Source organism: Paenibacillus jepli, assembly GCF_047238105.1.
GTDB lineage: Bacteria > Bacillota > Bacilli > Paenibacillales > Paenibacillaceae > Paenibacillus_D.
In genome coordinates this window covers 2,550,479-2,566,362 of the sequence record NZ_JBDFMD010000001.1, presented here as the reverse complement: position 1 = coordinate 2,566,362, position 15,884 = coordinate 2,550,479, and the positions used below count along the sequence as shown (strand labels likewise).

General features: G+C 58.9%; 14 protein-coding genes. 13 read left to right on the top strand and 1 reads right to left on the bottom strand.

All coding sequences use genetic code 11. The features are described from left to right. Positions 1-103 precede the first annotated feature (103 nt). The 4 genes from larE (at position 104) to ABC336_RS11225 (ending at position 4,315) form a co-directional block, all read left to right on the top strand. Positions 104-919: an ATP-dependent sacrificial sulfur transferase LarE gene (gene larE, locus ABC336_RS11240; RefSeq protein ID WP_413238754.1), complete on the top strand. Its 816-nt coding sequence runs from the start codon at positions 104-106 to the stop codon at positions 917-919. After that, positions 916-1,593 carry a nickel pincer cofactor biosynthesis protein LarB gene (gene larB / locus ABC336_RS11235; protein ID WP_413238753.1) on the top strand — a complete coding sequence of 226 codons (678 nt, stop codon included), beginning with the start codon at positions 916-918 and terminating at the stop codon, positions 1,591-1,593. Before larE ends, larB begins: the two co-directional genes overlap by 4 nt. After that, complete coding sequence (gene larC, locus ABC336_RS11230; protein ID WP_413238752.1) at positions 1,593-3,176, top strand: nickel pincer cofactor biosynthesis protein LarC; 1,584 nt, start codon at positions 1,593-1,595, stop codon at positions 3,174-3,176. Before larB ends, larC begins: the two co-directional genes overlap by 1 nt. A gap of 548 nt (positions 3,177-3,724) precedes the next feature. Next, positions 3,725-4,315 carry a GNAT family N-acetyltransferase gene (locus ABC336_RS11225; protein ID WP_413238751.1) on the top strand — a complete coding sequence of 197 codons (591 nt, stop codon included), beginning with the start codon at positions 3,725-3,727 and terminating at the stop codon, positions 4,313-4,315. Positions 4,316-4,415: 100 nt separating this feature from the next. Here ABC336_RS11225 and ABC336_RS11220 read toward each other — a convergent pair whose 3' ends face one another. Next, the gene (locus ABC336_RS11220; RefSeq protein WP_413238750.1) at positions 4,416-4,592 is read right to left on the bottom strand and encodes a hypothetical protein; all 177 of its coding nucleotides are present in this window, start codon (positions 4,590-4,592) and stop codon (positions 4,416-4,418) included. Between the two features lie 311 nt (positions 4,593-4,903). Between ABC336_RS11220 and mgrA the strand changes: the two genes are divergently transcribed. The 9 genes from mgrA to ABC336_RS11175 all read left to right on the top strand — a co-directional run bounded on the left by mgrA (position 4,904) and on the right by ABC336_RS11175 (position 15,737). Next, entirely contained in the window at positions 4,904-5,902 is a 999-nt protein-coding gene (mgrA, locus tag ABC336_RS11215) for an L-glyceraldehyde 3-phosphate reductase (RefSeq protein WP_413238749.1), read from the top strand. 182 nt (positions 5,903-6,084) lie between these two features. Beyond that, positions 6,085-6,930: an alpha/beta hydrolase gene (locus ABC336_RS11210; RefSeq protein ID WP_413238748.1), complete on the top strand. Its 846-nt coding sequence runs from the start codon at positions 6,085-6,087 to the stop codon at positions 6,928-6,930. 459 nt (positions 6,931-7,389) lie between these two features. Continuing rightward, positions 7,390-8,160, top strand: a complete 771-nt coding sequence (locus tag ABC336_RS11205; RefSeq protein ID WP_413238747.1) for an ABC transporter ATP-binding protein — start codon at positions 7,390-7,392, stop codon at positions 8,158-8,160. Positions 8,161-8,207: 47 nt separating this feature from the next. Next, complete coding sequence (locus ABC336_RS11200; protein WP_413238746.1) at positions 8,208-9,548, top strand: FAD-binding oxidoreductase; 1,341 nt, start codon at positions 8,208-8,210, stop codon at positions 9,546-9,548. A 5-nt stretch (positions 9,549-9,553) separates the two neighbouring features. Further along, a complete protein-coding gene (locus ABC336_RS11195) occupies positions 9,554-10,426 on the top strand; it encodes an ABC transporter permease (protein ID WP_413238745.1) in 873 nt (290 codons plus the stop codon). 200 nt (positions 10,427-10,626) lie between these two features. After that, positions 10,627-11,925: an amidohydrolase family protein gene (locus ABC336_RS11190; RefSeq protein ID WP_413238744.1), complete on the top strand. Its 1,299-nt coding sequence runs from the start codon at positions 10,627-10,629 to the stop codon at positions 11,923-11,925. A gap of 42 nt (positions 11,926-11,967) precedes the next feature. Next, positions 11,968-13,044 (top strand): ABC transporter substrate-binding protein, encoded by a 1,077-nt coding sequence (locus ABC336_RS11185; RefSeq protein WP_413238743.1) that lies wholly within the window; start codon positions 11,968-11,970, stop codon positions 13,042-13,044. Between the two features lie 150 nt (positions 13,045-13,194). Further along, the gene (locus tag ABC336_RS11180) at positions 13,195-14,895 is read left to right on the top strand and encodes a CocE/NonD family hydrolase (protein ID WP_413238742.1); all 1,701 of its coding nucleotides are present in this window, start codon (positions 13,195-13,197) and stop codon (positions 14,893-14,895) included. Between the two features lie 2 nt (positions 14,896-14,897). Beyond that, a complete protein-coding gene (locus tag ABC336_RS11175; protein ID WP_413238741.1) occupies positions 14,898-15,737 on the top strand; it encodes a creatininase family protein in 840 nt (279 codons plus the stop codon). Positions 15,738-15,884: the final 147 nt, after the last annotated feature.

Sequence of the window (15,884 nt, the reverse complement as noted above, 5' to 3'; positions counted from 1 at the left end):
GCATCTTCCGCGTTCCCCTCTATCGTCACTTGTAAAGGTTGTTCAAGAAGTCCGCTAGATCGCGAAGCGTTGAACACGTATTATACAGAAGGTTGTGATAACGATGCTGCAGGACAAACATAAGCGGCTGCAGGGCTTGCTCAGCGAGATGGATAGAGTCGTCGTCGCCTTCTCCGGCGGCGTCGACAGCACACTGCTGCTGAAGGTGGCGCTGGATACGCTGGGACCGGAGCGGGTGCTGGCCGTGACCGCGGACTCGGAGACGTATCCTTCCCGCGAGCTGGAGGATGCCCGCCGACTTGCTGGGGAGCTGGGCGCCCGTCACGAGGTCGTCTATACGTCAGAGCTGTCGATCCCGGGCTATGCCGAGAATACGCCGAACCGCTGTTACTTTTGCAAGCGCAATCTGTTCGAGGAGCTGCTGCCCTTGCTCGCGAGGGACGACTACCGCACGATCGTCTTCGGACTGATCGCCGACGACATGGGCGAGCATCGTCCCGGCGTGCGCGCCGCTTCGGAGCTGGGCGTGCGCGGGCCGCTGCAGGAGGCGGGGATGCACAAGCATGAGATCCGGGCGCTGGCTCAGGAGCTGGGGCTGCGCAACTGGGATAAGCCGTCGTTTGCCTGCCTGTCCTCACGGATCGCCTATGGCGAGGAGATCACCCTGCCCAAGCTGACCCGTGTCGACCAGGCGGAGCAATATCTGCATGGTCTCGGCTTCCGGCAGGTGCGGGTGCGCGTCCACGGCGAGATGGCTCGCATCGAGGTGGAGCCGGCGATGCTGCAGGCGCTGGCAGAGGTAGGGGAAGCGGTGAGCGTCCATCTGCGTTCGCTCGGCTTCACCTACGTCACGATGGATCTGTCCGGCTATAAGAGCGGCAGCATGAACCGGGTATTGGAAAGCGAGGCGGGCGTGTGAGCACATTCGAGGATTTGGGCTTCTGCAAGCTCGACGTGGGCCGGGAGGAGCGGACGGGCTTTCCCGAGGTCGTCTTCGGCGCCGGCAAGACGGTGGAGCAGATCGAAGCAATCGTCCGCCGCCTGATCGCCCATCACGGCCGGGCGCTGGTGACCCGGCTCTCCCCGGAGAAAGGCGATCGTCTGGCGCTGCTGATCCCGGAGGCCGTCTTCCACGAGGAGTCGGGCTTGCTGCAATACGGCGAGGCGGCGGTGCAGCTGCCGGGCCATATTGCCGTGCTCTGCGGCGGTACCAGCGATATCCCTGTCGCCGAAGAGGCGGCACGGACAGCGGAGTGGATGGGCTGCCGGGTGCAGCGCATCTATGATGTAGGGGTGGCTGGCATCGACAGGCTGCTGGCTTATCGCGACGACATCCGCAAGGCGCATGTCGTCATCGTCGTCGCCGGCATGGAAGGCGCGCTCGCCAGTGTGGTCGGCGGGATGGTGCGGCGGCCGGTCGTTGCCGTGCCGACATCTGTCGGATATGGTGCTCATATGCAGGGCGTGACGCCGATGCTGGCGATGATGACCTCATGCGCGACTGGTGTCGCCGTCATGAACATCGACAACGGCTTCGGTGCGGCTAGTTATGCCAGCACAATCCTGCAGCTGGTCAAGGAGGCGAACGACTGATGGGCAAGCGGCTGTATCTGGACTGCATCTCTGGCATTGCCGGCGACATGGCGCTGGCCGCGCTCATTGATGCGGGAGCTGATCTGGACTACATTGTGACGCATCTGCGCCGGCTGCCGTTCGATAATTTCGAGATGCAGGTGCTGCCGGTGATGAAGCGAGGCATCGCAGCCAAGCAGCTCTCGCTTGTATTTGCAGGCGGTGAGGGTACGGATGGCGGTGCGCACGCTCATGGAGACGGGAGGCCTATGCACGGTCACGGCGACCACGCGCAGGCCCACAGCCATGGAGGGGGCATGCACGGTCATGGGGACCATACGCATGCCCAGGGCGTTGGAGATGCTATGCACGGTCATGGGAACCACATGCATGCCCACGACAGCGGGATGTCTCATGAACACGAGCACTATCACGGTATTGGCGATCATCATCATTCGCATCATCAGGCGGATGCGAGCCACGCATATGGGCAAGGCAGTGATCACGCATCGGGTCACCTTGGACATGAGCATGATCACGCCGAGCACATGCATACGCACCACCACAATCACGATCACGGACATGTCCATATGCACAACCACAACCACGGACATGCGCATGGCCACGACCATGAGCACCGCCGGGCTGCCGATATTCTGCAGGGCATCGCGGACTCGGAACTGCCGCCCCGGGTCAAGGCGCGCAGCCGGGCGATCTTCGAGGCGATCGCTGTGGCGGAGGGCAAGATCCACGGCATGCCTCCGGAGGATGTCCATTTCCACGAAGTCGGCGCGATGGACTCGATCATCGACATCATCGGGTTCTGCCTGGCGCTTGAGAGTCTGCATATCGACCGGGTCGCGGCTTCTCCGGTGCCGACCGGCAGCGGCAAGCTGCGGATGGCGCACGGCCTGTATCCGATCCCTGCCCCGGCGACGGCCGAGCTGCTGCGCGGCATCCCGCTGGCACCGCTCGATGTCCGGGGGGAGTTGACGACACCGACCGGCGCCGGCATCCTGCGAGCGCTGGCGGAGAGCTTCGGACCGCTGGATGCCGGCACCATCGACAGCATCGGGTATGGCGCCGGGAAGAAAGATTTTGACCATCCCAATGTCGTGCGCTGCCTCGTGTTGACGGACCCGGCCTCCGCTGAGCCGAAGCGAGAGACGGTGGTTGTCCTCGAAGCTCAGATGGACGATTGTCCGGGCGAGTTCATCGGCTATGCGATAGAGCGGCTGTTGGAGGATGGCAGGGCACTGGATGTATACAGCACGGCGGTGCAGATGAAGAAGAACCGCCCAGGCGCCCTGCTGACTGCGCTGTGCCGGGAGTCGGACGCGGCGCGGTGCGAAGAGATCATGCTGCGGGAGACGTCGACGCTGGGCGTGCGCCGCAGCAGCTGGTCCCGGCAGATCCTGGACCGCAGCTGGGTGACGGCTGAGACGCGATATGGTCCCGTCCGGGTCAAGCAGGCTTACCGGGATGGCGTACTGTGGCACCAGTCGCCGGAGTATGAGGACGCCGCCCGCGCGGCGCGTGAACACCGGGTGCCGCTGCAGACCGTCTACGATGAAGCCAAACGGCTCGTCGCCGGACAAGACTAACTTACATGAATGCCCCTGCCTCCCTGAGGCAGGGGCATTTGCGTCTTGCCCAACATCTTGATCGATTTACAGTTCCATGACCAACCGCTCCTGAATTAATGCGAAAAATCATACTCATTTGGCCAAAAAACTTGAAAATGGCGCTATGAGTATGAAATTTCATATTCGATCAACCGAATTCCCCGTATTGGCAAAAATAAATATGAAATTTCGTATTCGATCTGAGCGCTTAGGAATACCGCCCTGACGGTGGCTCGAAATAACTGCCGCAAGGCGTTTAATCCGGCGCGTTCACTCACGGTGGAGCGAAATAAATGCCGTATAGCAGTTCGTCCACTCATTCTCCGATCATTGCTGTCCCCTGCCAAGCCGCCCATCTTCCGCATCGTCCCCTCCGCCTGCAGACCGAGAGAAGTTCAGTCTGTGAACGGTACGAACGGTGTTAATCATTGCGTACACTAAATATATCTTATCTGAAAGGTATGTCTCGTGAATTGTAAATGGCGCAAATGTTAATGATTAATCCCATGGGCTAGAGGAGGCAGGAGATGGAACGGATCGAGTATTGCCAAGTGTCGGAGCTGGATGCCCAGGGGAGGCAGAAGGCCGCCGAGGTGTTTGTCAGCAGCTATCCGGAGCTCGGCAGACTCTCCAAGGATCAGGAGCGCCTGATCCGCATCATCGGAAACGCGATGGTGCCGGACCGTTTTTTTGCAACGATGGCTGAGGGGCACCCCGTCAGCATTATGGCCTGTTCCGATCCGGTAAGGCGCGCGCTCCAATTTGACCGGGCACTGATGAGGCAGGAGCTGGGCTGGTTTAAAGGGACGGCCTTTCACTATGCGCTGGGCAAGATGTTTCACGAAGCCGTGGAGACCCAAGATGAGTCGACCGGCTTCATCGAAGCGGTCGCGACTGCACCGCCGTGGCGGGGACAAGGCATGGCGCGCCAGTTGCTGGAGCACGTCATCGCCCAAACGCCGTACAGGCATTTCGAGCTGGAGGTGGCCGACACCAACCATGCGGCGGTTGCGATGTACAAACGGCAAGGATTCGTAAAGCTGCGTGAGATCAAGCCGCCATGGTATGGCCGCTCCCCGGCGCTCAATACGATTGTGACGATGCGATTAGAAGGCTGACGACCGGACAGCGACGTGCCGCACGTGCTGCAACGCGCTCACATCAAACCGCCGATGCCGCCCCGTTCGCATAGAAGCGAAGCGGGGCGGCATCGGCGGTTCAGGCTTCCGGCAGGGGAGCTTTGATCAGATGGCGATAGCGCCGCTCAGACTTGTTGCGGCGTTTGTTCTGCTCTTCCAGTCGATCGATGCGCATCAGCAAGGTCCGGATATGCTCCGAGAGATCGTGCAGTTCATCCGTAGCGAGCAGATGTACGGCTTTCGGCGTGCGTGTCATCAACGGTCCTCCTTAAAAGTTTTGCGAAGCAAAACTCGCTTCGAAAGCATAGGCTTAGTTTTGCGAAGCAAAACTCGCTTCGAAAGCATAGGCAGAGTTCTAAGCTGAACATTGCTATACATTTTTTAACCAGGATAAAGCGCCTCCAAACGAGACGCGGGGCTCCTATTTAAATTTGCGCCCAGCCTTTCTCGCGACTTTGTACCATAACCGTCTGACCATTAGATATACGCAGCCTTGTGCTTCTGTACTATACTCGTATTACGGGCAGCAACGTCTGCCATATCTACAACCGGAGAGGAGCTTGTCAATTGGTTTACTTGGCAAATGAAGCGCGATATAAGGACATGCAGTACAGACGGAGCGGCCGAAGCGGGTTGAAGCTGCCGGCGATCTCGCTGGGACTGTGGCACAATTACGGCGATGGCACGCCGTTCGAGACGGGCCGCGGCTTGACCCGGCACGCTTTCGATCTGGGGATCACGCATTTTGACCTCGCCAACAACTATGGTCCTCCGCCAGGGTCAGCCGAGGAGCAGTTCGGCCGGATCCTGAAGCTTGACCTGGCGCCTTACCGGGATGAGATCGTCATCTCGACCAAAGCCGGTTACAAAATGTGGGAAGGGCCGTATAACGAGTGGGGTTCGCGCAAATATCTCGTATCCAGTCTGGATCGCAGCCTGCAGCGGATGGGGCTGGACTACGTCGATATCTTCTACCATCACCGACCTGACCCGGATACGCCGCTCGAAGAGACGATGGGTGCTCTCGACCATGTTGTCCGGCAAGGCAAGGCGCTGTATATCGGCATCTCCAACTACTCTACGGAACAGACCAAGGAAGCGGCAGCCATCCTGAAGCAGCTCGGCACGCCTTGTCTGATCCACCAGCCGAGCTACTCGATGATGAACCGCCGTCCCGAAGAGACCGGTCTGCTCGATGCGCTGGGCGAGCTGGGGATCGGCTCGATCGTCTTCTCGCCGCTCCAGAAGGGCATCCTGACGGACCGCTACCTGAACGGCATCCCGGCCGACTCCCGGGCAGCCGGCGCCAGCGTGTTCATGAGCCCCAGCGAGCTGACAGACAGCGTGCTCGCCAAAGTCCGCAAGCTGCAGGAAGTGGCAGACCAACGCGGACAGAAGCTGTCGCAGATGGCGCTGGCCTGGGTACTCCGCAAGGAGACCGTGACCTCGGCACTGATCGGCGCCAGCAAGACGAGCCAGCTCGACGATGCGGTCGGATCGCTGCAGCAGCTGTCCTTCGCTGCGGACGAGCTCTCGCTGATCGACGCGATTCTGGAAGAGAGCTAGTCGACGTTCTACCTAGTCAACCGCCTTCGGAGATGCTCCGGGGCGGTTGTTTTGTCTGCCGGCCGGGGCTGGGCGGTGTTGGCTTCCACAAGTCCGTGCTTCCAATAACATTCCAGCATTTGCTATACTAACAGAAAGTGGATTGAATCCAAACCGGTAGCTGGAAGGGAGAGATCGTGATCGTGGCAGTAAATCCTCATAGGCTGGTGTACAAAAAGCGGGACGGCGTGGAGCTGGAGCTGTTGGTGGTCAAGCCGCCGGACTGGGAGGAGGGCGACCGGATGCCCGCCATCGTATGGATCCATGGCGGAGGGTGGCGCAGCGGACATCCGGAGATGTTCCTGCCGCATGCCGAATACTTCTCCAGACGCGGTGCCGTGAACATCAGCGTCTCCTACCGGCTGGTCGAGCCCGAGCCTGTCACCGAAGGCAGGATCTCGGTCGAGACGTGTCTGGAGGACTGCAAATCGGCGCTCCGGTACATCCGTGAGCATGCTGCCCAGCTCGGGATCGACCCGTCGCGGATCGCCGCAGTCGGCGACTCGGCGGGCGGTCATCTGGCTGTGAGCTTGGCGACGGTGGCGGGCTGCGACAATCCGCATGAGGACGGGAGTATCTCCGCAGTGCCGGACGCCGTAGTCAATCTGAACGGCGTCACCGATCTGACGATTTCCTTCGCCAATATCCCTCTCCGCTATGAGCGGGAGACGAGTGATGAGGTGCAGCGCTACCTGAACCGCTACGAGCAGGCCAAATCCCTCTCGCCCGTCTTCCTGGTTCGCTCTGGTCTGCCGCCGATGCTGCATCTGCACGGTCTGCAGGACAAGACAGTGGAACCGCATCAGACGATCCGTCTGCATGAAGCGCTGCTTGCCTGCGGCAATCGTTCGGAGGTGATCCTGTACCCGGAGTCCAAGCATGCCTTTATCCTGTATCAGTATACGGCGACGGACGACGAGATTGAACGGGCGATCCTCGACATCGACCAGTTCTTCATCCGGCTGGGCTGGCTGGAAGTTGTATACTAAAGCTCCACTGGCCCGTGGACGGCTACCGGGAGGAGGGAAGCGCCGGACGCGCTTTCTGGGTGAAGATGTTACCAAGCGCCATCGCACCGTCTCCACGTATACCTACACGCTGCTGGATGCCAGATTCGCCCTAACGTATTGACCCGCCGCCAGACCTGCGCATACCCTAAAAACATAGTCCGATGCGAAACCGTCCTCAACCGAGGGCGGTTTCTTTATTAGTATGACATTTAATTAACACAAAAGGACATTAAAATTATCATATAAAGTTATTTATATGTTACATACATGAGACGTGTGTCCGATTTATAATTTAAGATTTGTGCATCTACACAAAAACCATAAAGTATCTTATCTGGAATTACAATTAAACGTTATGTAAGTTGACATATAGAGAACATCCATCTAAGATGTGATCTAAAGAAGCACTATGGAGATTCAGGAGAGGCGGTGTTGCCCATGACCACCGTAACGGCCAATACATTAGTCGCGATGCAGCGTCTGAACAAGGTATATCCGAACGGGACGGTTGCCGTCCACAATGTCAATCTGGATATCGGAGAAGGCGAGTTTTTCTGCTTTGTCGGTCCTTCGGGCTGCGGGAAATCAACGATTTTTAAAATGATTACCGGCCTTGAGACGCATACCGAGGGCAGACTCGACATTTTTGGAATGTCTCCTAACGCAGCCCGGAAACGAAATGAAATTGCGTTCGTCTTCCAGGATCATACGCTCATGCCTTGGGCTACGGTGAAAGAAAATGTATGTCTTCCCCTGAAGCTGAGAGGGATCGCTAAGAAACAGCAGCAGGAGGAAGCCGAACGGGTTCTGGAGCTGGTGGGTCTGCCCGATACGTTGAATATGCTGCCGCGTGAATTGTCCGGTGGAATGAAGATGAGAGTCTCGATTGCCAGAGCGCTCATCTCAAGGCCGAAGCTGCTGCTTATGGATGAACCTTTCGGCGCTTTGGATGAGATTACCCGTCAGGGGCTGCAGCAGGAATTGCTCAGCATTTGGCAGCAGGACCGCAGCATGACAGTGCTATTCATTACTCATAACGTATTTGAAGCGGTATATCTGTCCACCAAGGTGGTCGTGATGACGCCAAGGCCGGGCAAAGTGGAAGCCGTTATCGATATTTCTGTACCATTCCCGCGGGAGGACGAGTTCAGGACGACCCCGGAGTTCAGCCGGCTCGTAGGTGTGGTATCCCAGCAGCTGAAGCATTAAAAGCCATCCAAACGTTTGGAACATGCAGGTTTAAGGGGGAGAATGATATGGCGGTACAGTGGGAAAAGGAAATGATGGACCTGCTCGGAGAGGGCGGATTTGTCCTCGACCCGGCGACAAAAAGCAAGTTGTCCAAAGACTATTACTGGTACTCGCCGGTACTCGATGAGAAGCTGAAGGATAAGCTGGCCGAAGGAGTTGTCATCCCCGTCAATGAGGAGGAAGTCGTGGCGATCCTCTCCTGTGCCTACCGGCACCTGATCCCGGTAACGGTACGCGGCGGCGGCACGGGGAACTACGGCCAGGCGGTACCGTTGACCGGCGGGGTCGTGATGGCGCTGCATAAGATGAATCGGATCCTGGAGATCGGGGATGGGTTTGCCCGGGTCCAGTGCGGGGTAAAGCTGGGCGTGCTGGAGAAGGAGCTGCGCGCGGCCGGCCATGAGCTGTGTATCTATCCGAGCACGTACATGAAAGCGACCGTAGGCGGGTTTGTCAGCGGCGGCTCAGGCGGCATCGGATCGATCTCCTGGGGCAACCTGTGGGACGGCAATGTGCTGGAGGCGGTCGTCTATACGATGGAAGAGCATCCCCGCAAGCTGAAGGTTGCAGGCGAAGAGCTGCTGAACTATATTCACAGCTACGGCACAACCGGCATCGTCACAGAGCTTACCCTGCGCACCTCCAAGCGGACCGAATGGGTGCAGTCCCTCGTCCAGTTCGACGATCTGACTTCGGCGATGCTGTTCTCAGAGAAGCTCTGCCAAGATCCGGGCATCCGCAAGCGGCTGGTCAGCACGGTGGAGTGGCCGATCCCTTCTTACTTTCTCCCGTTTGCGCAACACGTAGAGGAGGGAAGTGCCGCCGTCCTGCTCGAGACTGAGGAGGGCACACTGCCATCGGTAACCGCTTATGCCGAAGCATCCGGGGGACAGATCAAGCATGTCATACCGGCCGACAACTATCATCAGACGCTCGGCTTGTCCGATTTCACCTGGAACCATACGACGTTGTGGGCGATCAAGGCCGATCCGAAGCTTACTTATCTGCAATGCGCCTTTTCACCAACCTTTTACCTGAAGCAGATCGAAGACATCAAACGTCAGTATCCGGACGGCGTATATTTGCATTTCGAGTGGGTGCTGAGCGGAGGGAAGCTGATGCCGGCCGCCCTGCCGGTCGTCCGCTATCAGTCGGAGGAGCATCTGTACGAGATGATTGCCTTTTTTGAATCACTCGGCGTACGGATCAACGATCCGCATACGTTTGTGCTTAATTACGGGTCTCGGGGGGCGTACGAAAGGATGCTGTCAGCCAAACAGGCCAATGATCCGCGCGTGCTGCTCAATCCCGGGAAAATGAATGTGAAGCCAATATTCGGGGAGTGAATCTCATGGCTATGGACAAAAAAGCACTGGTGCTGGGACCGTCCAAAAAGCGGGTCAGGCTGCCGTTTTGGAGCGGCTTCGCAGGGGTGAACAGGACGGGCGGATCGCTGCTCGTCGCGGTTCTGCCGCCTGCCATCGCTCTGATCGTATTCGTCGGCGGCTGGCAGCTGTTCGGCGTATTATCCGGCATCCCGCCCTATATCCTGCCCAAGCCTACGGATATCATGGAGGCGGCGATCAAGGATCACGTCAATCTGTTCAACTCGGTGTACAAGACGATGTCGTCCGCGCTGATCGGGTTTATCCTGAGTGTGATCTTCGGGGTATCGGGGGCGATCCTGCTGGCCAGCTCGAAGCTGGTCGAGAAAAGTCTGTACCCTTATGTCATCATTCTCCAGACCATCCCCATCATCGCGATCGCGCCGATTATCGTTATCTGGTTCGGGGCGGGCACGAACGCCATCGTCATCATCGCCTTTCTGATCGGTTTCTTCCCGATGCTGTCCAATACGCTGGTCGGGTTGAACTCTACGGATAATAATCTCAAAAACCTGTTTTTTCTATACAACGCAAATCCCATCCAGACCATGTGGAAGCTCCGCATTCCTGCAGCTTTGCCCTATATCGTAGCCGGACTCAAAATCTCCTGTACCCTTGCAGTCATCGGCGTCATCGCCGGAGAGTACATCGCTGGCATCGGCGGCGGCCGGGGCGGCCTCGGCTATGCGATTACGGTGGCCGCCTCCCGCCTCCAGACCGCTTATCTGTTTGCCTGCGGCCTGGCGGCCTCGGTCATGGGCATCGGCTTCTATATGATCATTAATTATATCTCCAAGAAGCTGCTCAGCTCCTGGCACGAATCGGAGATGAAGCATTAAAAGTGTGATGAAAATCAGACCTGCGCGGAGCGGATCGTTCTTCCGATCGCTGTTGTCCCCAGATTTTATGGATTAGATTAACCCCTGAGCAGGGGAAATCCGGGGACAAAGGCGAACGCTCCGCTTCTACAGAATCGATTTCGCCCTCTCCGGTACTTTTTCACCAAACGTTTTAAAGGAGTAAAAAAAAGGGGGCAGCCATGGAATTGGATATGAGGCTGATCAATGTTGCGCTGCCTTTGCTGGATTCGGGGCAGCTGTATGAAGTCGGTATCGCGGCAGGCAAATGGAGCTATGTGCGCCCGCAGGAGCAAATTTCGGCAGAAAGGGCAGTTGTTCCGCTGGAAGAGCTTGATCCCGGCCGCAGGTCCGAGGGGGCTGCGGTCGATCTGCGGGGCCGGCTGCTGCTGCCCGGACTGGTGGATAGCCACATGCATCTCGACAAGGCGTTCACGATCCAGTCGGTCGGCAACCGGTCGGGGACTCTGCGGGAGGCTATCGACAACTACAGTGCGGCGGCTCCCGGATTTACCAAGGAGCAGATCAAGACCCGGATGCGCGAGGCGGTCCGGCAGGCCGCGGCGTATGGGACGACGTCAATCCGCTCCCACCTGGACTTTAACTGCAGGGAGGGCATCGACGTCGCGATGCGTACCGTATACGCCGCTCTGGAGCTCAAGGAAGAGATGAAGGATGTGATGGAGCTTCAGTTTTTCCCGATGTGCCCGTATGACCCGGGATCCGGACCCGTGGCAGAAGCGTATGAGGAAGCGCTGCGGCTCGGTCTGGACGGTGTCGGCGGCGCGCCGCATTTGTCCGCCGATCCGGAGGGCAGCATCGCCCAGCTGTTCCGGCTGGCTGACAAGCTGGACATGCCGATCGATCTTCACGCCGACGAGAACGATGATCCGAACGTCCGCACCGTAGAGCTGATCGCAGAGCAGACGCTCCGCTACGGCTATCAGGGCAGAGTAGCCGCCGGCCATCTCTGTTCCCTGTCGGCCATGGATCAGGCGACGGCCGAAGGCATCATGCGGAAGATGGCGGATGCGGGACTGCGGGCGATCACCCTGCCTGGCGCCAACATGTACCTGCAGGGCAGAGGCGACCGCGGGCTCGTCCGGCGCGGCGTCACCAGGGTCAAGGAATTGGCGGAGGCAGGGGTGCCGGTTGCTGTGGCCAGCGACAACATCCAGGACCCGTTCCATCCGTTTGGTCGCGGGGATCTGCTGCAGATCGGCTTGTTATCTGCTTATGCTTCACATCTGGCGAGTGAGCAGGAGCTGTTGATGCTGCTGCGGATGATGACCGACATCCCTGCGGCAATTCTTGGCTTGACGGACTATGGCGTAAGGCCGGGCCGGCAGGCGGATTTTGTCATCTTCGATGCCCGGACGGTCAACGACGTCTTGTCCTGGCTGCCTGCTGGGAGGTGGGTCGGCCGCAAGGGAGAGTGGATCAGCGTTAACCGGGAGCTTAGTTGGCGCAGGGAAGTATAGAGAGAATCGCTAATCAATCGATTCCAGGAGGAGAGAGAAACCATGCCAAACCTAGATCAGAACAAGAAAAAGACCAAACCGGCGCTGGCCGCGATGCTGCTGATGGGAGCCGTCATGCTGAGTGCTTGCGGGGGAGGCGCAGGAGGCACAGGCGGCGGCTCCAATGCACCGGCCGCTACAGAGCCGGATCCTGCGGCGTCCGGCGACAACCAGACCGAAGCGCCGCAGGAGCTGTTTCAGGTGAAGCAGATTACTAACTGGTTTGCCCAAGCCGAGCATGGTGGTCAATACACGGCGCTGCTGAAAGGCTTCTACGAGGAAGCGGGTCTTGAGATGGAGATCGAATCGGGCGGCCCGGGGATCTCGGCTACGCAGATCGTCGCGTCGGGGAATGCGCAGTTCGGGATGGGGCAGGGCGACGAGATTCTGTTCGCCAGGCAGAACGGTATCCCGCTCGTCGTGCTGGCCGGCATCTTCCAGAAGAATCCGCAGGCGCTGATGTTCCATAAGGGCCAGGATATCCAGGGCTTCGAGGATCTGGACGGCCGCAAGGTGTATGTCGGCAACGGCGTCGCTTACTGGGAGTACATCCGGACCAAGTATAATCTGGAGAATGTCGAGCAGTTTGCCTATAACGGCCAGCTGGCGAGCTTCCTGGAGGATGAGACAGCGGTATCCCAAAGCTATATGACGTCTGAGCCGTTCACGCTGGCGCAGGAAGGAATCGAGGTCGACTACCTGCTCAACGCCGACTCCGGCTATATGCCGTACGGCAATGTTCTGTTCACGACCGAGAAGTTCCTGCAGGACCATCCGGATATCGTCCAGGCCTACGTCGAAGCTTCCATCGAAGGCTGGAATTATTACAAGGACAATTACTCTGAGGTTAATGCGTTTATCCAGGAATTCAATCCGGATATGCCGCTCGACAAGCTGGAGTACAGCGCGCAGGAGCTGCAGCCGCTCGTCTACGGCTTTGAAGCCGAGGAACACGGCGTCGGCTACATGAGCCAGGAGCGCTGGCAGACGCTGATGGAGCAACTTCTGGAGCTTGGACTGCTGGAGGAAGCGATCGATGTCGAGACGGTATATACCAACGAGTACTTGCCGCAGGACTAGTGTCTTGATTTAGGAATCCGAATTTCAACCGCTTGTGCGGTTAACTATAATCAAGAAATTCGGGGACAACAGTAAGCCCCCTCTGCTCGCAGCGGAAATAGAAACGTTATTTCGGGATCGAGCTACTAGAGGAGTAAAGGAGGAGTATCCATGCAATTTGCTGGCGTGAACGTGGAACGCAAGGCGGCCTGCCGCATGCGCGACGGCATCACGCTCTATGCGGATATCTATCGCCCTGCGGCCGCCGGCGCCTACCCGGTCCTGCTGATGAGGCAGCCCTACGGACGGATGCTGGCTTCGACAGTCACTTACGCGCATCCGGTCTGGTATGTGGGGCAGGGCTATATCGTTGTCATCCAGGATGTCAGAGGACGGGGAGAGTCGGAGGGCAGCTTCACGCCCTTCATCCAAGAGATAGACGATGGCTACGACACGGTGGAATGGGCGGCGGCCCTGCCGGGCTCTACCGGCAAGGTGGGCATGTACGGCTTCTCCTATCAGGGGACGACGCAATGGGCCGCGGCGGCGGCCCGTCCCCCGCATCTGACGGCGATCGCGCCGGCGATGTGCGCAGCCGATCTCTACCACGGCATGTTCTACCCGCATGGCCGGTTTGCCGTCGGCAGTTTTCTGCCGTGGGCCTTCCAGTTGGCGAGGGATGAGGCGAGAAGAGCCGGAGACGGAGCGACCGAGCAGCTGTGCTCGCAGCTCATGCGACATCCCGAGACTTTGGTCTCCGAGCTGCCGCTGCTCCGGGAGCATCCGGTGCTGGCGAAGTATTTTCCGTTCTATTATGAATGGTGCGGGCATCCGCGGTATGACGAGTATTGGGCGGACCGCAACCTGCTGCCGCGGGCGCTGGAGGAACCGCTGCCGGCCCTTCATATCGGCGGTTGGTTCGACAATTACCTCGGCGGCACCCTGCAGACTTATGCAGCGCTGCAGGATTTGCCGGAGGCTGGCGACCGGTTCCACCGCCTGGTCATCGGTCCCTGGGGACATATCCCGTGGGGGCGCAAGGCGGGCGGAGAGGATTATGGTCCGGAGGCCGAGGGGAATCTGCATGAGGCGCATCTGCGGTGGTTCGACCACTGGCTCAAAGGGAAGCCTTCGGGCCTTGAGCGGGAGCCGGCCATAAGCTATTTCGAGCTCGGGAGCAAGACGTGGCGAAGCGCGGAGCATCTCCCGAAGAGCGAAGCTGCTCCAATCTCAGACCACATCAAGTATTTCCTGGCGAGTGACGGCAAGCCGGCCAATGGCGCCTCCGGGGGCGGGATGCTGGCTGCAGCGCCCCGGTCGGCGGAAACCGGTTCCGAGGCCGACGTGTATGTATATGATGCCAGGCTGCCCATGCCGTGCAGCGGCTATCTGCCATCGGACCGCAGCACGACCCAGGACCGGTACGAGATCTTGAATTATACGAGCGCCCCGCTGGCGCAGCCCGTCCGTCTATGGGGGGCGCCGCAGGTGAGCGTCTCGTGCCAGTCCTTGGAAGGGGAGACGGATCTGGTCGCGATCCTGACGGCAGTAGATCCAGACGGCAAGGCGCGTTTCCTGTCGATCGGCAGAGGAACGATCATCGGTGCTGAACACTCCGACTGGGAACGAGTGGCGTTTGCGATGCGTCCGCTCGCTGTATCCCTGGAGGCGGGAGCGTCTGTGCGGCTGGAGCTGACCAGCAGCGCCTTCCCGCTGTTCGTCAGGCACCCGAACAGGATCGGCGCCGAAGAGCTGCCGCATGCAACACCGGAGCAACTGCAGATGACAGCGGTGGCCGTCTTCAGGGACGAAGCCCGGTCATCCTGGATCGAGCTGCCCGTTGCGGACAATGCACCGAAAAGGGAGGGATAGTGATGTTCCAACGTTATACTGGCAAGGCGTGGGAGGAGCGGTTTCTGCCCCGGCTCACCTATCGGGAGATTGCAGGCCTGCCCAAGGAAGAGGCACTCCTCATCCTGCCGATCGGAGCGGTCGAGCAGCATGGGCCGCATATGCCGGTGATGACGGATGCGCTGATCGGCGAGGCTGTGTTGACGCGGACGATGGAAGTGCTGCCCGAGGAGGCCAAGGTGTGGCTCCTGCCTCCGCTAGCATATGGCAAAAGCAATGAGCATCTGGATTTCCCGGGCACGATCTCGCTGTCCGCCGCCAGTCTGCAAGGTGTGATCAGCGATATTGCTGCCAGCGTGGCCCAAGCGGGGTTCCGGCGGCTGGTGCTATTCAACACGCACGGCGGCAATACTGATCTGCTGAATGTGGCAGCCAGAGAGATCCGGATCTCGACCGGCTTGATGGTCTTCTCCCTGAGCCCGGGAAGTCTGGGCGCGGCCCATGATCTGCTCTCCGACGAAGAGAAAGAATACGGGATTCACGCCGGCGATTATGAGACGTCGCTGGTGATGGCGATCAAGCCGGACTGGGTGCATGACGATCAGCTGGTACGGGAGATTCCCGATCTGTCCGGTCTCGACTTCCTGACGCTTGAGGGCAGGATCCGGTTCGCCTGGGTGATGAGCGATATCTCCTCGAGCGGCGCCTTGGGCGATGCGACACAAGCTACGCCTGCCAAAGGCGAGCTTATCCTGGAGCGCTGCGCAGCGACACTCGCACAAGCCTTGCAAGAGCTGGCCATGTTCGAGATCGGCCAAGTCCGCTCAGTCCAGCGGGAGGAAATGATTGTGCCGGAACTGTAAGGCGAACTAAAGGAATACCCTGATAGCATGCACAAGAACCTTCATACCACCTATCCGGTGGGTGAGGGTTTTACTTGCGTTTATGCAGTAAAAATGTTTCGGAGATTCGATTTTACGACCGAACTGCAGTACGATGGAGGGTATGGC